The sequence below is a fragment of the Butyricicoccus porcorum genome (genome assembly GCF_051246315.1).
Lineage (GTDB): Bacteria > Bacillota > Clostridia > Oscillospirales > Butyricicoccaceae > Butyricicoccus_A > Butyricicoccus_A porcorum.
This window is the reverse complement of record NZ_CP178353.1, coordinates 2,741,051-2,763,063: the sequence shown is the minus strand read 5'-3', so window position 1 is coordinate 2,763,063 and position 22,013 is coordinate 2,741,051. Positions and strand designations below refer to the sequence as shown.

General features: G+C 52.0%; 26 protein-coding genes and 2 pseudogenes. 23 read left to right on the top strand and 5 right to left on the bottom strand.

The window, feature by feature from the left end; genetic code table 11:
• Positions 1-42: 42 nt before the first annotated feature.
• Both ACLM7Z_RS13655 and ACLM7Z_RS13650 read right to left on the bottom strand, forming a co-directional pair.
• Positions 43-1,236, bottom strand: a complete 1,194-nt coding sequence (locus ACLM7Z_RS13655; RefSeq protein ID WP_087017512.1) for a dicarboxylate/amino acid:cation symporter — start codon at positions 1,234-1,236, stop codon at positions 43-45.
• Positions 1,237-1,394: 158 nt separating this feature from the next.
• Positions 1,395-1,775, bottom strand: a complete 381-nt coding sequence (locus tag ACLM7Z_RS13650; RefSeq protein ID WP_087017514.1) for a hypothetical protein — start codon at positions 1,773-1,775, stop codon at positions 1,395-1,397.
• Between the two features lie 165 nt (positions 1,776-1,940).
• Between ACLM7Z_RS13650 and ACLM7Z_RS13645 the strand changes: the two genes are divergently transcribed.
• Together ACLM7Z_RS13645 and ACLM7Z_RS13640 are read left to right on the top strand one after the other, a co-directional pair.
• Positions 1,941-2,792, top strand: coding sequence for a DegV family protein (locus ACLM7Z_RS13645; protein WP_242969765.1), 852 nt, complete (start codon positions 1,941-1,943; stop codon positions 2,790-2,792).
• 91 nt (positions 2,793-2,883) lie between these two features.
• The gene (locus tag ACLM7Z_RS13640) at positions 2,884-3,069 is read left to right on the top strand and encodes a hypothetical protein (RefSeq protein ID WP_087017517.1); all 186 of its coding nucleotides are present in this window, start codon (positions 2,884-2,886) and stop codon (positions 3,067-3,069) included.
• 95 nt (positions 3,070-3,164) lie between these two features.
• Here ACLM7Z_RS13640 and hydF read toward each other — a convergent pair.
• A pseudogene (hydF, locus tag ACLM7Z_RS13635) lies at positions 3,165-4,202 on the bottom strand ([FeFe] hydrogenase H-cluster maturation GTPase HydF); the annotation flags it as partial.
• Positions 4,203-4,250: 48 nt separating this feature from the next.
• Here hydF and ACLM7Z_RS13630 point away from each other — a divergent pair.
• Genes ACLM7Z_RS13630 through ACLM7Z_RS13620 form a run of 3 tightly spaced genes read left to right on the top strand, consistent with a single transcriptional unit; the run spans position 4,251 to position 5,660 of the window.
• The gene (locus tag ACLM7Z_RS13630) at positions 4,251-4,781 is read left to right on the top strand and encodes a transposase (protein WP_435644886.1); all 531 of its coding nucleotides are present in this window, start codon (positions 4,251-4,253) and stop codon (positions 4,779-4,781) included.
• Positions 4,782-4,807: 26 nt separating this feature from the next.
• On the top strand, positions 4,808-5,173 hold the full coding sequence (locus ACLM7Z_RS13625) for an IS3 family transposase (protein WP_435645318.1): 366 nt from the start codon (positions 4,808-4,810) through the stop codon (positions 5,171-5,173).
• Complete coding sequence (locus tag ACLM7Z_RS13620) at positions 5,115-5,660, top strand: IS3 family transposase (protein ID WP_435645781.1); 546 nt, start codon at positions 5,115-5,117, stop codon at positions 5,658-5,660. Before ACLM7Z_RS13625 ends, ACLM7Z_RS13620 begins: the two co-directional genes overlap by 59 nt.
• 28 nt (positions 5,661-5,688) lie before the next feature.
• Here ACLM7Z_RS13620 and ACLM7Z_RS13615 read toward each other — a convergent pair.
• A pseudogene (locus ACLM7Z_RS13615) lies at positions 5,689-5,838 on the bottom strand (GTPase); the annotation flags it as partial.
• A 289-nt stretch (positions 5,839-6,127) separates the two neighbouring features.
• On the opposite strand from ACLM7Z_RS13615, the gene ACLM7Z_RS13610 reads away from it, so the two are divergent.
• The 5 genes from ACLM7Z_RS13610 (at position 6,128) to ACLM7Z_RS13590 (ending at position 9,375) form a co-directional block, all read left to right on the top strand.
• On the top strand, positions 6,128-6,562 hold the full coding sequence (locus tag ACLM7Z_RS13610) for a putative ABC transporter permease (RefSeq protein ID WP_242969766.1): 435 nt from the start codon (positions 6,128-6,130) through the stop codon (positions 6,560-6,562).
• 33 nt (positions 6,563-6,595) lie between these two features.
• Positions 6,596-7,372 carry a type III pantothenate kinase gene (locus ACLM7Z_RS13605; RefSeq protein ID WP_087017521.1) on the top strand — a complete coding sequence of 259 codons (777 nt, stop codon included), beginning with the start codon at positions 6,596-6,598 and terminating at the stop codon, positions 7,370-7,372.
• Positions 7,373-7,502: 130 nt separating this feature from the next.
• The gene (locus ACLM7Z_RS13600; RefSeq protein WP_087017524.1) at positions 7,503-7,883 is read left to right on the top strand and encodes a GntR family transcriptional regulator; all 381 of its coding nucleotides are present in this window, start codon (positions 7,503-7,505) and stop codon (positions 7,881-7,883) included.
• Positions 7,880-8,728 (top strand): ABC transporter ATP-binding protein, encoded by an 849-nt coding sequence (locus ACLM7Z_RS13595; RefSeq protein ID WP_087017527.1) that lies wholly within the window; start codon positions 7,880-7,882, stop codon positions 8,726-8,728. Before ACLM7Z_RS13600 ends, ACLM7Z_RS13595 begins: the two co-directional genes overlap by 4 nt.
• Positions 8,725-9,375 carry an ABC-2 transporter permease gene (locus tag ACLM7Z_RS13590; protein WP_273350458.1) on the top strand — a complete coding sequence of 217 codons (651 nt, stop codon included), beginning with the start codon at positions 8,725-8,727 and terminating at the stop codon, positions 9,373-9,375. The genes ACLM7Z_RS13595 and ACLM7Z_RS13590 overlap by 4 nt, the downstream gene beginning before the upstream one ends.
• A 51-nt stretch (positions 9,376-9,426) precedes the next feature.
• Here the strand turns inward: ACLM7Z_RS13590 and ACLM7Z_RS13585 are convergent, their stop codons facing one another.
• Positions 9,427-10,314 carry an RluA family pseudouridine synthase gene (locus ACLM7Z_RS13585; protein ID WP_087017531.1) on the bottom strand — a complete coding sequence of 296 codons (888 nt, stop codon included), beginning with the start codon at positions 10,312-10,314 and terminating at the stop codon, positions 9,427-9,429.
• A 116-nt stretch (positions 10,315-10,430) separates the two neighbouring features.
• Between ACLM7Z_RS13585 and ACLM7Z_RS13580 the strand changes: the two genes are divergently transcribed.
• From ACLM7Z_RS13580 to ACLM7Z_RS13520, 13 genes are all read left to right on the top strand, one after another.
• Positions 10,431-11,450 (top strand): M42 family metallopeptidase, encoded by a 1,020-nt coding sequence (locus ACLM7Z_RS13580; RefSeq protein ID WP_242969773.1) that lies wholly within the window; start codon positions 10,431-10,433, stop codon positions 11,448-11,450.
• Positions 11,447-12,475 carry a M42 family metallopeptidase gene (locus tag ACLM7Z_RS13575; RefSeq protein WP_087017536.1) on the top strand — a complete coding sequence of 343 codons (1,029 nt, stop codon included), beginning with the start codon at positions 11,447-11,449 and terminating at the stop codon, positions 12,473-12,475. The genes ACLM7Z_RS13580 and ACLM7Z_RS13575 overlap by 4 nt, the downstream gene beginning before the upstream one ends.
• Positions 12,465-13,484: a M42 family metallopeptidase gene (locus ACLM7Z_RS13570; protein ID WP_087017538.1), complete on the top strand. Its 1,020-nt coding sequence runs from the start codon at positions 12,465-12,467 to the stop codon at positions 13,482-13,484. Before ACLM7Z_RS13575 ends, ACLM7Z_RS13570 begins: the two co-directional genes overlap by 11 nt.
• Before the next feature lie 73 nt (positions 13,485-13,557).
• Complete coding sequence (locus ACLM7Z_RS13565; RefSeq protein WP_087017540.1) at positions 13,558-14,079, top strand: cysteine hydrolase family protein; 522 nt, start codon at positions 13,558-13,560, stop codon at positions 14,077-14,079.
• Positions 14,080-14,211: 132 nt separating this feature from the next.
• Positions 14,212-14,451, top strand: coding sequence for a hypothetical protein (locus ACLM7Z_RS13560; RefSeq protein ID WP_087017542.1), 240 nt, complete (start codon positions 14,212-14,214; stop codon positions 14,449-14,451).
• Between the two features lie 190 nt (positions 14,452-14,641).
• Positions 14,642-15,256 (top strand): TetR/AcrR family transcriptional regulator, encoded by a 615-nt coding sequence (locus ACLM7Z_RS13555; RefSeq protein ID WP_087017543.1) that lies wholly within the window; start codon positions 14,642-14,644, stop codon positions 15,254-15,256.
• A gap of 251 nt (positions 15,257-15,507) precedes the next feature.
• Positions 15,508-16,797, top strand: coding sequence for an O-acetylhomoserine aminocarboxypropyltransferase/cysteine synthase family protein (locus tag ACLM7Z_RS13550; RefSeq protein WP_435645329.1), 1,290 nt, complete (start codon positions 15,508-15,510; stop codon positions 16,795-16,797).
• A 144-nt stretch (positions 16,798-16,941) separates the two neighbouring features.
• Positions 16,942-17,871 (top strand): cysteine synthase A, encoded by a 930-nt coding sequence (gene cysK, locus ACLM7Z_RS13545; RefSeq protein ID WP_087017545.1) that lies wholly within the window; start codon positions 16,942-16,944, stop codon positions 17,869-17,871.
• Positions 17,872-17,956: 85 nt separating this feature from the next.
• Positions 17,957-19,015 (top strand): [FeFe] hydrogenase H-cluster radical SAM maturase HydE, encoded by a 1,059-nt coding sequence (gene hydE, locus ACLM7Z_RS13540; RefSeq protein WP_273349224.1) that lies wholly within the window; start codon positions 17,957-17,959, stop codon positions 19,013-19,015.
• A gap of 84 nt (positions 19,016-19,099) precedes the next feature.
• Complete coding sequence (locus ACLM7Z_RS13535; protein WP_435645328.1) at positions 19,100-19,531, top strand: RrF2 family transcriptional regulator; 432 nt, start codon at positions 19,100-19,102, stop codon at positions 19,529-19,531.
• Between the two features lie 101 nt (positions 19,532-19,632).
• Positions 19,633-19,962, top strand: a complete 330-nt coding sequence (gene cutA / locus ACLM7Z_RS13530; protein WP_273349219.1) for a divalent cation tolerance protein CutA — start codon at positions 19,633-19,635, stop codon at positions 19,960-19,962.
• A 200-nt stretch (positions 19,963-20,162) separates the two neighbouring features.
• Positions 20,163-20,339: a cysteine-rich KTR domain-containing protein gene (locus tag ACLM7Z_RS13525; RefSeq protein ID WP_330395835.1), complete on the top strand. Its 177-nt coding sequence runs from the start codon at positions 20,163-20,165 to the stop codon at positions 20,337-20,339.
• Positions 20,340-20,585: 246 nt separating this feature from the next.
• Positions 20,586-21,953, top strand: coding sequence for an MATE family efflux transporter (locus tag ACLM7Z_RS13520; RefSeq protein WP_435645327.1), 1,368 nt, complete (start codon positions 20,586-20,588; stop codon positions 21,951-21,953).
• Positions 21,954-22,013 lie beyond the last annotated feature (60 nt).

Below are 22,013 nucleotides of genomic sequence, written 5' to 3'. Positions count from 1 at the left end.
GGCGTATCCAAATTTGGATACGCCTGTTTGCGTCTAAGGGGATTATTTCCGTTCGACACGGCGGTCAACGTGGTCGACAATATAGGCAATAGCCTGGTCTCCGGAGATATTACATGCAGTACCGAAGCTGTCCTGCGAGAAATGCAGCGAGATAATCAGCTGTTGCATCGGTTCGGTGAAGCCGAGCATGGAGGAAATCAGACCGAGTGCTGCCATGACACCGCCGCCCGGGACACCGGGGGCTGCGACCATTGTGATGCCCAGCATAAGGATGAATGGGATAAACATGGACAGGGTCGGCGTGATGCCGTTTGCCAGCAGGATTCCCATCGAGCCGAGCACAAGGCAGATGGTGTCACCCGCGAGGTGGATAGTCGCACATAGTGGGATGACAAAATCCGCAATATAATTGCGCACGCCGTTTTTCTTCGTGCAGTCCAGATTGACCGGGATGGTTGAGGCAGAGGACTGTGTGCCAAGTGCGGTGAAATATGCCGGGGCAAGATTTTTGATGCCTTTGAACTTGTTGTCGCGGCAAATCAGGGAAGCGGTCAGATGCTGGAGTGCAATATAAATCCACTGGCAGACCAGAATCAGGATGAACAGCTTGATAAACACCTGAATGGTGGACAGAAGTTCTCCCTCAGCGGCAATTTTGCAGAACAGGCCGGCGATATAAAACGGGATCAGTGGGATGATGATTTTGTTCAGTGCCAGCGTGATGATGTCCTGTAGATCGCGGATGCATCCGAGCAGGGTTGTACTCTTGCTGTTCGCAATGCCAAGGCCGAGCAGAAACGCGAGAATCAGCGCCGTCATGACACCGCAGACCGGTTCTGCTTCAATCGTGAACAGTGTTTCAAATGCAGCGGAGTCGGTTGCGCTGTCTGTAATTTCACTGATGAGATTCGGCAGGATGGCTTTGCCTGTGCAGTATGCCAGAAGACCGGAGATAACGGTCGAACCATAGGCGAGCAGCAGCGTGATGCCGAACAGACGATTTGCCTTTTTGCCGAGATCAGCCAGACCAATCGAGACGAATGAGATAATCAGCAGTGGGATGATAAAATTCAAAAATGTACTGAACAATGTGGTAAAGGTGGCGAACAGACGCACCATCCCCACAAAGGCAGGGTTGTCCTGCATATGAAGCAGGTCTCCCAGTGAGCCGAGCAGCATGCCACAGACAATGCCGAGCAGAAGCCGGGAGAGCAAGCCGAGCTTGTGTTTTTTCATGGGTTCCTCCTGGTTGTATAAATTAGACAAATCTATTTTAGTACAAATGCGGAAAATCTGCAAGATATAACAAAAGAAAGTCCAAAATCGATCAGACTTGTACGGCATTCTGATGGATTTTGGACAAAATGATGGGTGAGTTTGTGCCTTGTACAGTCTTATACTGTGATATCGAACGACTGGAAGTATTTTTTCAGCTTGCGAAGCAGGCTGTTTGCCGTGCGCAGATGGCGCTGTGCTTCCTTCCGCATTTCACCGACGATATCGTCCTGATCGAGAATGGTATTGAGATAGTCGCGCTCTTTTTCAACAAGGTCGCTGACCTGGAGCAGGTCTGCGGATTTGAAAGCGTTGTTTTCGAGCAGGAACTGATCCTGAATTTCATCGAGTTTTTTGATGTAGGTGGTCAGCTCGATGCGCTCGTCCTTACTGTACTTGTTTTCGTTCAAATCCCGCTCTATGTCCTCGATTTGCAGCTGGAGTGCAGAGATGCAGAATTCCAGCTCTTCCGCGGTAAAAGAGGAACCGATGGTATCCATAAAATATCAACTCCTTTGGGTGCTGTCATTTTACCATGAAACGGCACATACGGCAAGAGGCAGGAAATATCGATGTGCGGCCGGGAATTGCTCTTGACAAATACAGTGTGTTATGTAATACTATTGAATATGGTTATGAAAACTATTTTGTGCGAGGGACGGACGATGATAGAGAAAAAGACGGCAATTCTTGTGGATTCGGGTTGCGATGTTCCGCAGTCATTTGTAAAACAATATCAGATCAGGGTGCTTCCGCTGCGTGTCTCCTACGAGACAGAGAGTCTTGTGGACAGCGTGGAGCTTGCTTCTGAGGTTTATCGGCGTTTCCCGCAGGAAATCCCGCATACCTCTACGCCGGTTATGCAGGATTTTTATAATGTAGTCGAAGAGCTCAAGACAGAGGGATATGAAAATGTGCTCGGCGTGTTCATTTCGAGCAACCTGAGCAGCACCTGCCAGACGGCAAAGATGGTGCTGGACGAGCACCCGGAGCTCAATTCCTTCGTGCTGGATACCAAAAATATTTCCATTGGCGCGGGATTGCTCGCCATGTGGGCAGCAGTTCAGTTGGAACAGGGTGTTTCGTTCGAGGAGGTATGTCAAAAGCTCCCGGCGAAGGTCGCGGATTCCAAGGTCTTTTTCTACATGGACACATTGGAGTACCTGCGCAAGGGCGGACGCATCGGCGCGGTGACGTCGGTTGTCGGCAGTCTGCTCAAGATCAAACCGATCATCTCGTGCAATGAAGAGGGCATTTATTATACAGTAGAAAAAATCCGCGGCGCGAAGGCGGGCGTCAGCAAGCTGATTGAGCATGCAGCTGCAAAGGCTGGAAACGGGTCGGCATGGCTGGCACTGATGAACGGCGCAGCTGCGGAGACCGCGGCACAGGTGAAACCGAAAATGCAGGAGGCAATTCCGAAGGGAAAGCTCATGGCGGAAAGCCAGATTGCAGCTTCATTGGCGGTACATACCGGTCCTGGACTGCTCGGCATTGGTGTACTCGCCAACCCGTAAACACCATTGTCTGACAGACAGAGGGCGCGCGAAAGCGTGCCCTTTTTGTACGCTGCCGGATATATGCGCGGCAGTGGAGGAACCGACTGACATGACAGAGGAAATGTATGATTATCAGACTATATCAGTCATCCGATTGTGCGCAATGGTTTTATCAGACTGTCCTATTACGGCAAAGCCGTTTTTTCTGAGCCGGGGATACCGTCTGGTCAGAGAACAGCAGATGATCCGCGACGAAATTGTTTTGACCAATGTTATGATGGAAAAACAGCGTTGATTTGTCGGTTAGCAAAAAAGAGTGAAAAACAAGGCTGCTTTTCACTCTTTTTGTTTTCTGCTATGTCACATTTCTGCGCAAAGAATCTGTACTGTTTACAGCTCCAGTCCAAGCGGTTCGACCGCGCGCGCCAGAATGCCGTGGATATACGAAATCAGAATACCATAGTTGGTCATCGGAATGCCGCAGTCCTCTGCATAGGCGAGGCGGTATTTCATCTCGCGCTCATTGAGCATGCAGGCACCGCAGTGGATGATGAGCTTGTACGGTGAGAGATCATCCGGGAATGCGCCGCCGCTTGTGAAATGATAATCGAATTTTTTGCCGGTGTACTGCTCAATCCAGCGCGGCAGCTTGACCGTGCCGATGTCGTCACACTGGCGGTGATGGGTGCAGCCTTCCGAGATCAGGATGGAATCGCCTTCCTGAAGAGTATCCAATGCCTTGACACCACGGACTGCCTGCTCCAGACGGCCCTTGTAGCGCGCGAACAGGATGGAGAATGATGTCAGTGGGACTTCCTCCGGCGTATCTCTGGAAACGGACGCAAACGCCTGGCTGTCAGTAATGACCATGCGCGGCGGCTGGCCGAGCTTTGCGAGTGTTTCGGCGAGCTCTGTTTCTCGACAGACAACAGAGGTTGCACCTGCTTCCAGGATATCGCGGATGGTCTGCTGCTGCGGCAGGATCAGGCGGCCCTTGGGGGCAGCGGAGTCAATCGGCACGACGAGCACGACAAAATCGTTCGGCGCGATCAGATCCGCGACGATGCGCCGCCCGCTGTCGCCTGACGGAACAAGGTGTGCGATTTTCTCTTTGAGCTCATAGATGCCCGTGCCGTCTGCCGCGCTGACATAACGCACTTCCTCGGTGTCCGCAGGGACAGAAGCCAGAAGGTCGCATTTGTTCATAGCGACGACATGCGGGATGTTTTTTGCCGTCAGGCGCGCGAGCAGCTGTTCATGCGCTTTTGTCTGCCCTTCGGCGGCATCGACAACAACGACAGCAAGGTCACATTTGTTCATCACCTGCATTGCCTTGCGCACGCGTTGAGCGCCCAGCTCGCCCTCGTCATCCAGTCCCGGCGTGTCGATCATGACAACCGGGCCGAGCGGGAGCAGCTCCATTGCCTTGGAAAGGGCCTGCGGACAAAAAGTTGGACTCCAAAAGGAGGGAACTGAATGTATACAAAAGAGCAGGAAGAAATCGCACTAAGAGAATACGAGCGGCTGGGATCAATAGCTGCTGTAATCCGTCGGTTAGGATACCCGAGCGAGTCTACGCTTTACCGCTGGTATGAGCGCAAAAAAGCCGGGTTAGAGAACAGACATGGCCACACAGAAGAGTCTCCCACAGAGATGGATCATCACTGCAACACATCGGGGCATCCAAGGCATCCCTCAGCAGAATTCAAATATGAGGTAATTCACCGTTGCTTTGAATTAGGCGAAGATGTAGAATATGTATCAAGGGAAATCGGATACAGCCGTATGAGCATATACGTCTGGCGCAGGAAATATCTGAAGTATGGGATGGTGGGTCTGATGGCGAAGAGAAAAAGCATACCAAGGGAGCCGTTGCCTCAGGATCATGCATTGCCTGAATCTGAGGAACTGGAGAATCTTCGAACGCAACTCCAGGAACTGCAGTTTGAAGTAGATGTGCTGAAGGAGACCATCTCAGTTTTAAAAAAAGACCCGGCATCGATCTAACGGTACTCAGAAACCGTGAAAAGGCAGTGATCATCGATGCCTTGAAGGGGAAATATGCACTGCCAGCGCTGCTGTCCCGTTTTAAGATGGCCAAAAGCAGTTACTATTACCAGCAAGCTGTTATGAACAAACCCGACAAATATCTATCCCAACGGGCACAAATCACCTCGATTTTTCACGAAAACAGGGGCATATATGGTTACCGTCGCATTTATCTGGCGCTGAAGCGCAAAGGGATTATGCTCTCCGAGAAGATCATCCGCCGGATCATGAAGAAGAAAAACTGGTGGTTTTGCGCTCGAAGAAACGAAAATATAGTTCGTATTTGGGGAAATCACACCCGAAGTAGAGAACATCATTTTACGCGATTTCCATGCAAATCAGCCGTATGAGAAGTTGCTGACGGATATCACAGAATTTGCCCTTTCGAACGGCAAGCTATATCTCTCCGCCATGATCGATTGTTTTGATGGAATGGTTGTGGGCTGGACGATCGGAACCCGCCCCAATGCCGATCTGGTCAACACCATGTTGGATCAAGTGATTGCCGATCTGCCAGAGGGCTGTCATCCGATTGTCCATTCTGACAGGGGCTGCCATTACCGATGGCCCGGATGGATTGAACGGATGAATGGGGCCGGTCTCATTCGCTCTATGTCTAAGAAGGGCTGCTCCCCCGATAACGCAGCCTGCGAAGGTTTCTTTGGAAGGCTCAAAAACGAAATGTTCTATGGCCGCTCTTGGACAGGAGTCTCGCTTGACGATTTTAGCCGGGAGATTGACCGCTATATCAATTGGTATAACCATAAACGCATCAAGTTATCTCTAGGTGGGATGAGCCCGATTGAGTATAGACATCATCTTGGTTTTGCTGCATAATCAGTCCAAGATTTTGTCCGCACCCCCAAACCGGGTCAGTCGTTGTACCCGCGATGTCGGATACAATCGCGAGATCCTGACCGGTCAGGGCGTTGATTAAGCTGGATTTTCCGGCATTTCGCTTGCCAAAAATACCGATATGTACGCGTTCAGCCGAAGGAGTGGCATTCAGTCCCATTGTAATCACCTCGTAATTTCAAGTTTTCTCTATTATACAACGGAATGACTGAGCCGTAAAGATCGGATTATCGGAGGCGCTGCTGTGCGAGAGAGCCGTAACGCAGCCTGAACGCAGCATTTGCACGGCGCAGACGATATCTCGGACGGACAAACAGTCCGCCAAATGTACCATATTTTACTCCCAAATTGTGCTGTTGTTTCAATTGCTTTCACCCATAGTATCATATCCAAAATTCCGCCGAATATTCCGGAAGTATTTTGCGCACACTGTCTGCGGGTGATATAGCGTGAAACAAACGGAAAAAACAGCGATTCTGGTTTCTTTCGGCTGCTGGGGTTATCCGCTGCTGGAATATCTCTGGCGGGGATGGTCGCATTGGTCGATGGCACTGGCGGGCGGCGTATGCTTCGGTCTGCTCGGACGAATTTCGGACAGGCTGCGAGGGAAAAGTCTGCCGGTGCGCTGTGCAGCGGGTTCGGCGGCAATTACGGGTGTCGAATTTCTCTTCGGCTGCGTGTTCAATCTCGGGCTGGGCATGCATGTCTGGGACTATTCCGGCGAGCTGTTCAACATTGCAGGACAGGTGTGTGCGCGGTACAGTGTACTTTGGTTTTTCCTCAGTGCGCCGCTGATGGGATTGGCCGATCTGCTTGTTGTGCGCGGAAGTAAACCGAATACACGCGCGCTTTCCTCTTGCAACCGGGAGAAAATCAGCATATAATGACAGGCAGAAACAACGAAGGGATGAGACAGCATGCTGCTTGCAATCAATGCACAAAATTCGGCCATTGCCCTCGGCTGCTTTGACGAGGACGGACACCTGCGCGCGGTGGCGCGCATTGCGGCGGAGGCAACCCATACGGCAGACCAGTATGCCTGCCAGATCGACAGTGTGCTGCACCTGCGCGGCTATTCGTCGACGGAGATTTACGGTGCAGTGCTCTGTTCGGTCGTACCGTCGCTCAACGCTGTGCTGCACGATGCGGTGAAGATTTTGTGCGGTTGTGAGGTGGTGAGCGTGTCTTCCGGTGTCAAAACCGGGTTGAGCATTCAGACAGAAAATCCGCGTGCACTGGGCAGCGACCTCGTGTGCGTGGCGGTGGAAGCGGCGGCACAGAACCGTCTGCCCGCGCTTGTTGTGGATATGAACACAGCAACAACATTCACTGCGCTGGACAGCCGCGGCGTGCTGGTTGGCTCGGTGATTGCGCCCGGCGTGCGCACCGGACTGGAGGCGCTGCGTGAAAAGGCAGCACAGCTGCCGTCCATCAGCCTGACGTTGCCGGAAAACCGTTTGCTCGGCAAAAATACGGTCGATGCGATGGCATCCGGCGTGCTCAACGGCGCGGCAAGTATGGTCGATGGTATGATTGGCAGATGCCGCGAACAACTGGGCGACAGCCTGACTGTATATCTGACCGGTATGGACGCACCACTTATCGCGGGGCGCATGCGGGAACAGGTGCGGTGCATGGATGACATGGTGCTGTACGGATTGCATCGAATTTGGCTTAAAAATCGCAAAAAATAACAAAAAATCCGCATACAGCTGTACGTTTGGGTGCAGCTGTATTTTTTTGCCCGGACGGGTTGACAACGGTGTGGACTACGTATATACTGTATATATAGAATATAAACAGTGAACACGGAGGTGAGTGCGCATGGCGATTGTACTGTCAAATTCCAGCGGAAAGCCGATTTATGAACAGATCACCGAACAGATCAAATCGGAGATTCTGACGGGCGTGCGGCAGGCGGGAGAACAGATGCCATCCATCCGCACGCTGGCGAAGGATCTGCGCGTGAGTGTAATTACCACCAAGCGCGCCTATGAGGAGCTGGAGCGCGATGGGTTTGTGGAAACCGTGCCGGGACGCGGAACGTATGTGGCGCTTCAAAACAGGCAGGCACTGCGGGAGGAGCAGTATCGGCGGGCAGAGGCAAAGCTGCTGGAGGCTGTTGAAATTGCAAAGGGGGCGGGCATCACCGAGAAAGAGCTGACCGGCTGTCTGCATGAGCTGTATGGAGGTGGAGATGCATGAACGCATTGGAATTGAACGGAATCTGCAAAACGTATCCCGGTTTTACACTGGAAAACATCAGTTTTTCGCTGCCGATGGGTACGATTACCGGCCTCGTCGGGCGCAACGGCGCAGGAAAGACAACGACTCTCAAGAGCATTGTCGGTACGGTGCATCCGGATGGCGGCAGTGTCCGCATTCTGGGACAGGAACTCGGCACGAATGTGATGCAGGATGTCGGTATTGTGTATGATGAGTGCTGTTTCAGCGAAATTCTGACGGCAAAAAATATGAATTCTGTGTTGGGTTCGGTTTATCACAACTGGTCACCTGACCTGTTTCTGGGTCAGTGCGAACGGTACGGCCTGCCGCTGAACAAAAAAATCAAGACGTTTTCACGCGGTATGAAACAGAAGCTGTCGATTGCGGCGGCGCTGGCGCACAGTCCGAAGCTGTTGCTGCTCGACGAGCCGACCGGCGGACTTGACCCGGTCGCGCGCGGCGAAATTCTGGATGATCTCTGGGAATTTATCGAGGATGGACAGCATGCGGTTCTGTTGTCGACACATATCACGACCGATCTCGACCGCATCGCCGACCGCATCCTGATTCTTTCGGACGGACAGCTGAAACTGGACGAGAGCAAGGATGTCCTGCTGGATGAATATTGTGTGCTCCGTGGCAGTCCCGACCAGCTGGATTTGCTGGACAGAGATGAAATTCTTGGTTTCAGGCGGAATGCCTATTCGTTTGAAGCATTGTGCAAGAACCGTGCGGCGATGGCAGAAAAATATCCGGCACTCGTGTGTGACCGCACGGATATCGAACAGGTTCTTGTGCTGCTGGAAGGGAGCGAACAAAAATGACAGGTCTCATCAAGTATGATTTGCTGCAAATTTGCAGCGGCGTAAAGGGCGGTTTTGTCGCTTTATATCTCGTCTTTATGGCTGTTTTGGGCATTGTAAACGACGTTGGCAGCATGTTTTCCTATATTTTTGTCTTTGTCAGCGCTATGTTCGGCATTGCCTCGTTCAGCTATGAGGAAAATTACCATTGGAATCGCTATACTGCGTCGCTGCCGGTGAGCGTTCGTCAGTTGGTATTGGCGCGGTATGGCTCGGTCAGTATCTGCGTTGCCGCAGGCATTGTGGCGAGTGCACTGCTGGGTATCATTTCCTTTGTGGCGGGACATGCGGCGATTACCGGAATGGACTGGCTGCTGATGCTGATTCAGAGCCTGCTGTGTGCCGTATTATATATGGAGATTTTAATCCCGATGATGTATCGTTTTGGCGCGGAAAAAGGCCGCATTGTGATGTTGATTCTGTTTGTCGCGCTGTTTGCGGCACTCAGCGTAGTGGGAACGATTGCAGAGGAAGCAACGATGGAGCAGGCAGCCGCACTGGAGCTCTCGATGAAATATATCACCATGGGCAGTGCGGTCGTTGTGTTCGCGTTGCTGCCCGTATCGGTCAGCGCTTCGGTTCGCATTCGGGCGAAAAAGGAATTTTGAGAGCAAGGAAACAATGACACGCAAAAAAGAGCAGCGAGGGCTGCTCTTTTTCTATGCCAGAATCTGTATCATGTCCTGTGGGATGGGCGCAGTAAATTCCATCTGCTGCCTGGTGATTGGATGGTGGAAGGCAAGACGGTATGCGTGCAGCGCCTGCCGCTGGATTACGCTGTAATCGGGATTGTATAAAAAGTCTCCCGGCAGCGGGTGGCCGATGTGCTTCATATGAACACGAATCTGGTGTGTGCGCCCGGTTTCGAGCCGGACGGCGGCGAGGGAAAAACCGTTTTTGACAGTGAGGCGGGTGTAATGAGTGACGGCGCGATCACCGCGCTCCGAGTCAATGATCCGTTCGATGGTGCTGCCATGTGCACGGGCAATCGGCGCATCGATTATACCGCATTCCGGCAGCGTGCCGGTGCAAATGGCACGGTATTCGCGGTGGATTTCGCGGCGGCGCATCTGCTCCGCGAGGATGCAGGCGGAGAGCTCATGTCGTGCGAACAGCACAAGGCCGGAGGTGTCACGGTCGAGCCGACCCACGGAGCGTGCAACAAACGGCTCGCCCTGCTGTGCAAAATAATACGCGAGCGCATTGGACGCCGTGTCGTCGTAATGACCCTGTGACGGGTGCACGGGCATGCCTGCGGGTTTGTCGATGACGATCATATCTTCATCCTCATAGACAATGGACAGCGGCAGCCGGATCGGCTGCATGCGTTCGTTTTGTGCGCCATTGACAATGGCGGCGGACAGGCACTGGCCGGCTTTGAGCTTGACATTGGTGTGCACCGGTGCGCCGTCCAGCAGCAGACCGTTTTCCGTATATTTGGTTTGAATGAGCAGGTGGCGGGAAAAGCCCTGCGCGCGCAGGAAGCGTTCGACCGTGCGGCCTTCCTCCTGTGCGGAAATTTCATATTGTATTCTTGTCCGTATCATACAAAAAAGTGTAGCATATTTTGTGCGAAATCGCAATCCGCTTGTACAAAACGGCGTGGGCGCGTATAATAGAACCGGGCAATCTGTTTTAGACAGGAGGAAAAAATGTGAATGATATGCTGACACGGCTTTGCAGTGCAGACGGTGTGACCGGTTTTGAGGGAAACGCTGTCGCTGTCGCACGAGAACTGCTGGCACCGTACTGTGACCGCACGGAAATCGACCGCTGCGGAAGCGTACTTGGCTGGAAACGCTGCGGCAAACCGAATGCAAAGACCGTCTTATTGGATGCACATCTCGATCAGATCGGCTTTATGGTCACGGATGTACTGGAAGGAGGTTTCCTGCGCTTTACACAGGTGGGCGGCATTGATCCGCGCATGCTGCTCGGTGCGGAGGTGACCATTCTGACCGAAACGCCGCGGTACGGCGTGATTGCATGCATGCCGCCGCATCTGCTGAAGGCGGGAGAAGAGAACAACGCCGTTCCGATGCATGAGATGCTGATCGATACAGGCCTGCTGGACGCGAAGGCGGTTATTCCAATCGGCACGCCGGTTGTATTTGCACAGCCGCCATATGCGCTGACAGAGGGACAGATGACGGGCAAATGCCTCGATGACCGCGCGGGCTTTGCTGCCATTGTGGATGCAATGCGCAGGCTGGAGCATGTGGACCTGTCTGTGGATGTTGTCGTGTGCGGTTCGGTACATGAGGAGACCGATTCGCTGGGCGCACTGACAGCGGCATACCGCGTCCGGCCGGATTATGGCATTGCCGTTGACGTCAGCCATGCAAAGACGCCGGACAGCGGTTCGGATGAGGCGTTTGCGTTTGGCGGCGGTGTGCTGGTTGGCATGGGGCCAAACCTGCACCGCGGACTGACCAATATGCTGCTGCGCACGGCGCGCGCAGAGGAAATCCCGCACCAGATCGAGGTCATGGAGGGCAACACAGGTACAAATGCATGGGATATGCAGGTTGTACGCAGCGGCATTGCAATGGGTTTGCTTTCCATCCCGCTCAAATACATGCACACGCCGATTGAGAACATCCAGCTCTCGGATGTTGAGGCGGTCAGCACACTGATTGCAGCATTTCTGCGCGAATTTACCGGGGAGGTGGCACGGGTATGATAGAAGTATTACAGAAGCTGTGCAGCCTGCCCGGCCCGTCCGGCTGTGAGGACGCAGTGCGCGATTACATCCGCGCACTGGCGGAGCCGGTTGCGGACGAGATTCGGGAGGACAGCATCGGCAATCTGATGGTGTTCCGAAAGGGAAAAAAATCCTGCGGAAAGACAATCATGCTCGCCGCACATATGGACGAAGTCGGTATCATCTGTAAAGGCTATACAGAAGATGGTTGTGTGAAATTCGGCTTTGTCGGCGGTGTAGACCCGCGCGTTGTCATCGGGCGGCGCGTGCTGTTTGACGATGTGCGCGGCGTAGTGGGTATCAAGGCGGTGCACCTGACCACGCGTGAGGAGCGCAAAACCATGCCGAAAACCAAAGATTTGTATATCGACATCGGTGCATCGGACAAAAAAGAAGCGGAAAAACGCGTGCCGCTCGGCACATACGGCGTGTTTGATTCTGCGTGCGTGCCGTTCGGCGATGGACTGCTCAAGGCAAAGGCGATTGATGATCGCGTTGGCTGTGCTGTTTTGCTGACACTGCTTCTCGAACAGCCTGCTGTAGATACCTGGTTCGTGTTCTCTGTACAGGAAGAGGTAGGGCTGCGTGGTGCGCGGTGTGCGGCGTTTGACCTGAATCCGGATATCTGCCTTGTGCTGGAGGGCACGACAGCGGCAGATCTGGCAGAGGTCGACGGAGCAAAGCAGGTCTGCGGCCTGCGCCGCGGCGTTGTCATTCCGTTTATGGATCGTGCGACGATTTACCATCAGGGCATGTTTGAAACACTGCGCAAGCTGGCAGAGGAAAACGGCATTCCATGGCAGACCAAGCACCGTGTTGCGGGCGGTACAGATGCCGGACGCATTCATCTGACGCGTGACGGCGTGGTAACCGGCGCGCTCGCCGCACCGGTACGCTATATTCATTCGCCGTCCTGCGTGGCAGCAATTGACGATATGAACGGCATGCTGGCACTCAGCCGCCGGTTCCTGGAATATATGGGGGAGGATCACCATGAAATTTGATATTTTTGAAGCATTTCGCACACTGTCCATGACCTTTGGGCCGTCCGGGCGGGAGCATGGTATTGCAGAGACAATCACCGAGATAATTGCAGAGGTCGTCCCCCACATAGGCGACTGGGATCATCACACCGATGCGATGAACAATCTGATTTACCACCGTTCCGGCGAGGGAAAGAAGGTTCTGCTCGCGGCACATATGGACTCCATCGGCATTGTTGTGACACACATTAACGACAACGGTTTCGCACGCTTCGCGCAGGTCGGTGGGCTGATGCTGGGCGATTTGATCGACTGCCGCGTGCGCTTTGCCAACGGCACGCGCGGTGTGATTTCCTTTGAAGAAAAGACGGAATATAAAAATCTCGGCTTCGACAATCTGTTCCTCGACATCGGTGCAAAGGACAAAGCACAGGCGGAAGCCAGCATTCAAGTCGGCGATTTTGCTGTATTTGACGGCGAACCGTTTGCCCAGGGTGATATCCTGTGCGGACCGTATCTTGACAACCGCATCGGCTGCCTGACGCTGATCGCCGCAATGGCGCAGATCGAACAGACTGACTGCGACCTGTATGTCGCGTTCACGGCGCAGGAGGAGGTCGGCCTGCGCGGTGCGCAGACTGCGGCGTTTGCCGTCCAGCCAGAATATGCAATTGCGGTCGATGTCACGGATACCGGTGATATGCCGGAGCGCAAATACCCGATGGCAGTCCGTCTCGGTGAAGGCCCGGCTGTCAAGGTCATGGATCGCTCAGTCATCTGCGACCATGATGTGAAGCATACACTGTACCATGCGGCAGAGCAGGCAGGCATTCCGGTTCAGCGCGAAATCATGGAATTTGGCGGTACGGATACCGGCGTGATTCAGCGCACGGCAGGCGGTGTCAAGGCTGGTGCAGTCAGCATCCCGACGCGTTATATCCATTCGCCAAATGAAATGGCAAGCATTTCTGATATCAGAAATGCGGCGACACTGATTGTGCATGCAGTCAGCGGGGGCTTTGAAAAATAAAAGCTTGTTTTTTGAGAAAGTTCCCGTTATTGTGGTATACTGATGATAATAAAACGGAAAAGAGGTGCTGCACATGCATGTATTGGTTGTTGTAGATATGCAGAAGGATTTTATCGATGGCGCGCTGGGCACAAAAGAAGCGCAGGCCATTGTTCCACGGGTTGTGGAAAAAATTGAAAACTTCGACGGGCGGGTGATCGCAACGCGCGACACGCACGGGGAAAACTATCTGCAAACCGCAGAGGGGAAAAAGCTCCCTGTTGTACACTGTATTCAGGGAACGGATGGCTGGCAGCTGCATCCCGATGTTGCGGCGCTGATTTCCCGCAGACCAATTGACAAGCCGACGTTCGGCAGTACAGAGTTGGCAAAGCTGCTGGCGAAATGCCATTCCGATCATACCGTCGACAGCATTACGCTGGTGGGGCTGTGTACCGATATTTGTGTCATTTCCAATGCGCTTTTGCTGAAAGCATTTCTGCCGGAGGTTCCGATCATCGTGGACGCCTCGTGCTGTGCGGGCGTGACACCGGAGAGCCATGAAAATGCGCTGCGTGCCATGGAGATGTGTCAGATTGCGGTTGTCGGAAGATAAGAAAACTGCACAAAATCAAAGCCGGATGGTATGCGCGAAATGAACGAATTTTTCTGAAGCCGGAAAATTTCGTTTGCACGCGTTTATTCAAAAATGGTATAATATCCATATAGAAAAGGAGGGTTTTCTACCATGAAACGAATTAAAGCCGCGTGCCTTCTGCAAACGGTACATTTTCTGCTGAAGGAAGATATGCCGCATGATGCCGCAATGACTGCCGTAAAGGGAGAGGTTGCACAGTATAAGGCACAGCTCGACCGCAGCAATACGAAGTACCAGATTACGGAGGAGACCACGCAGCCGGACGGCTCGATTGTTATCAAGATTCGCAAGCAGTATAATCATCATGATACGGGAGATTATATCTCTTAATAAAAATACAGTTCACCCGAATCCCGCGGCGTATGCCGCGGGATTTTTGCCGGAAGGGAACCTGTTTGGACGGTAAAATGCGATGTTTCAACCCGATCAATTGACATCAATGGTACGAGACGCTATAATGAATCAAATGATGCAAAACACTTGATTTGAAATATGCCACATTCAGAAGGGAAGAAGCCATATGCCACCGAAACCGAAATTTACAAGGGAAGAAGTTATTGACGCTGCGTTGGAGATTGTCAGCGAAAAGGGAATGGAGGCGCTGACCTCCCGCGACCTCGGTGCACGGCTGGGCAGCTCTGCCCGCCCCATTTTTACTGTTTTTCAGAATATGGAGGAATTGCAGCGGGAGGTGCGCATTGCCGCGATGAAGCGGTTTGAAGCGTTTTCGGAAAAAGCCATTCACTATACGCCTGCCTTCAAACAGTTCGGGATGCAGATGATTCTGTTTGCGATGGAGGAACCGAAGCTGTATCAACTGTTGTTTATGGCAGAGAACATCGGTCATCGCAATTTTGACGATGTATTTGACGATCTGGGTGAAACCGCAGTGGTGTGTGTCGATGTCATTCAAAAGGACTATGACTTGGATGCTGAGGAAGCCAGAGCGCTGTTCCAGCAGGTATGGATTTATACGTTCGGGATTGGCGCGCTGTGCGCAGCGCATGTGTGTCATTTCTCTGAGCAGGAAATCAACGACCTGCTGGGTCAGGATTTTACTGCAATGATGTTGCTGATCCGCTCAGGGAAGCAGAATGATCCTACTGTGCAGCCGCGCCCAAAAGTGGACGGCTGACCGTTGGTGAAGCCCGGGCTCAGATAAAAAATACGGCAATTGAAAAATCAATGCTTGACAGCTGGATAGAAACATGGTATTCTGTATTTAGTCAATAAATCCTACTTAACTAATATGTATTATATGAAACAGAGGATATCATGAAACATAAAATTTTTATTCAAAGACTGTATACTGCTTACGGACGAATGTGCCGATGTTGATTGAATCCGAAATCCATCCCATGTTTGTTTGAAAAGGAGTTTATTACAATGAGCGAGAGAACTTTCCACTTTGAGACGTTACAGCTTCACGTAGGCCAGGAGCAGGCCGATCCGGCAACCGATGCACGCGCGGTGCCGATTTACCAGACTACATCGTATGTGTTCCATAACAGCGACCACGCACAGGCACGTTTCGGCCTTTCCGATGCGGGCAATATTTATGGCAGACTGACCAATCCGACAGAGGATGTTTTTGAAAAGCGCATTGCGGCGCTGGAGGGCGGCTCGTCCGCACTGGCAGTTGCATCCGGTGCAGCCGCACTGAGCTATACATTCAAAACGCTCGCGCAGAATGGCGACAACATCGTCGCGGCGAAGACGATTTACGGCGGTACGTATAACTATCTGGCGCACACGCTGCCGAAGGACGGCGTGACCACCAAGTTTGTCGATCCGGATGACATTCAGAATTTTGCCGATGCCATCGACGAAAATACCAAGGCAGTCTTCTTTGAGACGCTGGGCAATCCGAATTCCAACCTGATTGACATTCAGGCCGTTGCGGACATCGCACATGCACAGGGTGTTCCGGTTGTCATCGATTCTACATTTGCAACGCCGTACCTGCTGCGCCCGATTGATTACGGTGCGGATATCGTTGTCCATTCCGCGACGAAGTTCATCGGCGGCCATGGCACGACGCTCGGCGGCGTCATCATCGAGAGCGGCAAGTTCGACTGGAAGGCATCCGGCCGGTTTGCGTCGCTGGTCGATCCGGATCCGAGCTATCATGGCATCAGCTTTGTCGACGCGTGCGGCCCGGCGGCATTCACCACCAAGATTCGTGCGATTCTGCTGCGCGACACCGGTGCAACACTGTCCCCGTTCAATGCATTCCTGTTGTTACAGGGTCTGGAAACGCTCTCTCTGCGCGTGGAACGCCATGTAGAGAACACCAAAAAGGTTCTGGAATATCTCCAGTCCCAGCCGTTGGTTGAGTCCATCAACCATCCGTCGCTCGACCCGAAATATAAAGACCTGTATGACAGATATTTCCCGAACGGTGCAGGCTCTATCTTCACCTTCCGCATCAAGGGCGGCGAGAAGGAAGCGAAGAAGTTCATCGATTCGCTTCAGATTTTCTCCATTCTCGCCAATGTCGCGGATGTCAAGTCGCTGGTCATCCATCCGGCAACTACGACCCACAGCCAGTGCACCGAGGCAGAGCTTGAAGATCAGGGCATTTACCCGAACACCATTCGTCTGTCCATCGGCACCGAGCATTATGAAGACATTATCTGGGATCTCGATCAGGCGTTCCGGAAAGTCAACGAGTAAACCGTTCACCTGCCGCAGCTTTCCCCATTCGCGGCAGCTGGCATTGATTTTTTGTTCTGAGAGTAGTACCATGAAAAAGAAGGGTGCCGTGCATCTCTTCCCAACATAATTTTCTGTTTTTATTTCGGAAAAGAGGATGTTATTATGTCTGTGAAAACAAGTATTACACAGCTGATCGGCGGGACACCGCTGCTCGAGCTTGTCAATTATGAAAAAGCCAACAATCTCAACGCACATATTGTCGCCAAGCTGGAATATTTTAATCCGGCAGGCAGTGTCAAGGATCGCGTTGCCAATGCGATGATTGCGGATGCAGAGGCAAAGGGCGTGCTCAAGCCGGGCGCGACCATCATTGAGCCGACCTCCGGCAACACCGGCATCGGTCTGGCGGCTGTCGGTTCGGCGAAGGGTTATCATGTCATTCTGACCATGCCGGAAACGATGAGCATTGAGCGCCGCAAGCTGGTTGCAGCCTATGGTGCAGAGGTTGTCCTGACATCGGGTTCTGCCGGTATGAAGGGTGCCATCGCAAAGGCAGAAGAGCTGGAGAAGTCCATCGACGGTGCAGTTATTCTCGGTCAGTTCGTCAATCCGGCAAACCCGAAGGTGCATTATGAGACCACCGGCCCGGAAATCTGGAAGGATACCGAAGGCAAGGTTGATATTTTTGTCGCCGGTGTCGGCACCGGCGGTACAGTCACCGGTACGGGCAAATATCTGAAGGATCAGAATCCGAATGTCCGGGTTGTCGCGGTTGAGCCTGCAACCTCTCCGGTTCTGTCCAAGGGCACCGCAGGCCCGCATAAGATTCAGGGCATCGGCGCAGGTTTTGTGCCGGATACGCTGGATACGGACGTTTATGACGAAGTCATTGCGGTAGACAACGAAGCAGCGTTTGAAACTGGCCGTGCAATCGCCAAGGCAGAGGGCATTCTGGTCGGCATTTCCTCCGGTGCGGCAGTGTATGCGGCGACTGAGCTGGCAAAGCGTCCGGAAAATGCGGGCAAGACGATTGTTGCCCTGCTGCCGGATACCGGCGAGCGCTATCTGTCGACTGCGCTGTTTGCGGAATAACCCACACAGAAACAGATAAGCCCCATGGCCAGACTTCACGGAACTTCTCCAGGGGTCTGACCGAGGGGCTTTTTTCTATGAAATGATGAAGAGATTGATTGAACAATTGAAAGAAGATCACGACCTGTGTGATGGCGCGCTGGCTGATCTGATCGAGAGCAATGAGCCGGATGATGCCCTGTTCGCTGCGGCGGATGCGGTGCGCCGTGCACAGTACGGCACGGATGTCTATCTGCGCGGCTTGATCGAGTTCACCAATGTGTGCAAAAACAATTGCTATTACTGTGGAATCCGGCGGGATAACACCAAAGAAATGCGCTATCGCCTGACGCCAGAGGAGATTCTGGAGAGCTGTGAAAGCGGCTATCGTATGGGCTTCCGCACGTTTGTGTTGCAGGGTGGAGAAGACCCGCACTGTACAGATGATTTTATCTGTACACTGGTCAATACAATCAAGACACAATTCCCCGACTGTGCCGTAACCCTGTCCATCGGCGAGAAGCCGCGCAGCAGTTATCAGGCCTATTTTGATGCAGGAGCAGACCGATATCTGCTTCGGCATGAAACTGCGAGTGAGGCTCATTACAGAAAGCTGCATCCGCCGGAGTTGAGCCTTACGAACCGGAAGCGATGCCTGTATGACCTGAAGGAAATCGGGTTTCAGGTCGGCGCTGGTTTTATGGTCGGCTCGCCCGGACAGACAACACGCGAGCTGATTGCAGACCTGCGCTTTTTGCAGCAGCTACAACCGGATATGATTGGTATCGGACCGTTTATCCCGCATCATAACACCCCATTTTTACATGAAAAAGCTGGTACGCTGAAGCTGACATTGCGCATGCTGGCCATTCTTCGGCTGATGTTTCCATATGTCCTGCTGCCGGCGACGACAGCATTGGGAACAATCAGTCCCATCGGTCGGGAACTGGGACTCAAGGCAGGTGCGAATGTCATGATGCCAAATCTGACGCCGCGTCGGGTCAGACAGTATTATGATCTGTATGACAATAAAATCTGTATGGATGAGGAAGCAGCAAAGTGCAGGGCGTGCCAGGAAGGGCGCGTGCGCGGAGCAGGGTATCGCATTGTCTGTGATCGCGGTGATGTATGCAGGTCGATAAAATCAGAAAAAAAGGAACAATAACAGGGGGCAGCTGTCTGGCGCAGATTGCTGGAAGAAACGCTGACGCTGAACAGGTTATCTGAACTAGGAGGGAGATGATTTGCAGTGAGAATTTCGATAAAGGGGCGATATGCACTTGCAGTTATGCTGGATTTGTCGATTTATGACACAGGAGAAAATATCTCGATTAAAACAATTGCAAAACGGCTGAATCTCAGCGGAAAATATCTGGAACAGGTCGTTGGTGTGCTCACCAAGGCGGGTTTTGTCAAAAGTGTACGCGGCTCTTCCGGTGGCTATCGGCTGGCAAAGCAACCGAAAGAGTATACTGTGGGTGCCATTTTGCGCCTGACCGAGGGCTCTCTTGCACCGGTGGCCTGTGTGGAGGACGGCGAGCCGGCTTCGGAAGCCGACAGCGGTGTCATTATGACTGTCTGGCAGGAGTTGAACGATGCAATCAACAGTGTGGTAGATCGCATCACGTTGGAAGATCTGGTCGGGCGCAACCAGATGATGGCAGATTACTATTCCATCTGATGATATCCTGCGGATACAGGACAGAAACCCTTGACGGGGAATTTGTGCCGCGTTATACTGAAAAAAATAGTGCAGGGCATGCCAAAAGGTCAGGTGACAGAATGCAATTTCAATATTTTAAACTGGAAATTTTTATTCCGGAGACACATTTTCATGCACTGCAAACAATATTGCAGCAGGTGGATGCCGGGCACATCGGAAATTATGACAGCTGCCTTTCATATAGCCGGGTCACCGGTACCTGGCGGCCGCTGGCGGGCACCGATCCATATATCGGCGTACAAAATGAAATCAGTGAAGAGCCGGAACTGAAGGTTGAGGTCTGTTGTAAGGCGGAAAGACTGGAAGAGACCATGCAGGCAATCAAAGCGGTACATCCGTATGAAGAACCGGTCATCAATGTCATTCCGCTGTACAAAACCGGGATATGAATGCAGCAAAGAAAACGAAGAGAGGGGACCGTGCAATGCGTTACGGTTTCCTCTTTTTTCTGCCCGTTGACAGTCCGATGTCAATGCTCTATAATGAAACAAATGATTCAAAACAATGGTTTTAAAACTTATGTTTTAAAATTCCGCAGTATTTCTCTGATAAGTAAGGGTAAATTTTCTGTTGATGAGGGGCAGTTGGTATGAAAGATACTGTGAAACGATCTGAGTGGGTACTCTGCCCGCTTTACCGGGGAAAAACGCGGCTGAAGCTGTTGCCGGAAAACGTGCTGAAAAATTTCCCCCTGTTTTGTCCAAAGTGCAGGAGGGAAATGCTCATCAGCGCAGAACAGTTTACCGTTTCGGTTGTGATGAAGTAGAAAAAAAGAGGATACTTGACTGTAGAGTGAACAGAAAGAGCTGACGGGAGCATCGCAGAAACGATATCCGATAAATGGCAGATTGCGGAGAATTTGAGCAAGAAAAGATTGATTTTTGAAATTTTCTATGATAAAATGCAGATGAATTAAAAATGATTAGCCGGCATTTTTGCGTGAAAGTATTGAGGATTGCTAGTCCTCTGTATTTTCACGCTTTTTGTTTTGGCAAAAAGAAAGAGGTACGATATGCAGAAAGAAAATAAAATGGGCGTCATGCCTGTGCCCAGACTGGTGTTATCCATGGCGGTGCCGATTATGATTTCCATGGTGGTGCAATCCATGTATAACATCGTGGACAGCATTTTTGTGGCGCGAATCAACGAACAGGCACTGACAGCGACTTCGCTGGCATATTCCGCCCATATGCTGCAAATTGCTGTGGCAGTGGGAACCGGTGTCGGTGTCAATGCATTGGTCTCCAGAAGGCTGGGCGCAAAAGAGTATCGGGAAGCAAATGAGGCCGCTACTACCGGGCTGATTCTGACCATGCTCAGTTCTTTGATTTTTGTCCTGTGGGGAATCTGTGGAAGCAGGTCGTTTATCGTGCTGTTTTCGGATGATCCGGCAATTCTGGACTATGGCACCACGTATTTACAGATTTGCCAGACGTATGCGACCGGTATTTTTCTCGCGACATTTTTCCAGAGAATTTTGCAGGCGACAGGAAGAACTGTTTCCAGCATGTTTGCCCAACTGGCAGGTGCGGTTGTCAATCTGATTCTCGATCCCATTATGATTTTTGGATATTTTGGCTGTCCCGCAATGGGGATCGCGGGAGCGGCAATTGCCACTGTCATCGGGCAGTGGGCTTCGGCATTGTGTGGTATTTTGCTACAGGTGATACAGAATAAGGAATTGCGGTTTGCCTGGAAAGGCTTTCGCATGAAAGCTGCCAATGTGCTGACAATTTATCAGGTTGGCATTCCGACTATCGTCACACAGGCATTTGGCAGTGTGATGATTGCACTGATGAATATGGTACTCATCGTATTTTCTTCGACTGCTGTGGCATTTTTTGGCGTATACTTTAAATTACAGAACTTCCTGTTTATGCCGCTCAATGGCATGGGACAGGCATCGCTTCCGGTTGTCGGGTACAATTACGGAGCAAACCGACTGAAACGGGTGGAGGAAACCTATCGCACTACGATCAGATATGGATTGGTTATCGCATGCATTGGCGCTGTCATTTTCATGACAATCCCAGGCCTGCTTTTGGATGCCTTTTCCGCAAGCGATGTTATGAAACAAATGGGCATTCCAGCTCTGCGGATTATCTGTATCAGTTTCCTTCCGGCATCGGTCACAATGATGATTGGCTATACGGTTTCCGGACTGGGAAATGGAATAGTGAATATGATTTCCACAGCAATCCGCCAGTGCATCGTGCTGATTCCTGTTGTGTTGCTCTTCGGAAAGCTGGGACGAATCGATGTAATCTGGTTTGCTTTCTGGATTTCAGAAGCCTGTGCGCTGATTTTCGCAGGCATTCAGCTGCGCAAAAACATGGAGCGGGTGAGGAAAATCGGCAGAAACAGAGGAACTGCGATGTGAAAAGAGCGCTGTGTAAAAATGAGGCCATCTCCCGATGGCCTCATCAGCCTGTCGAAAAAG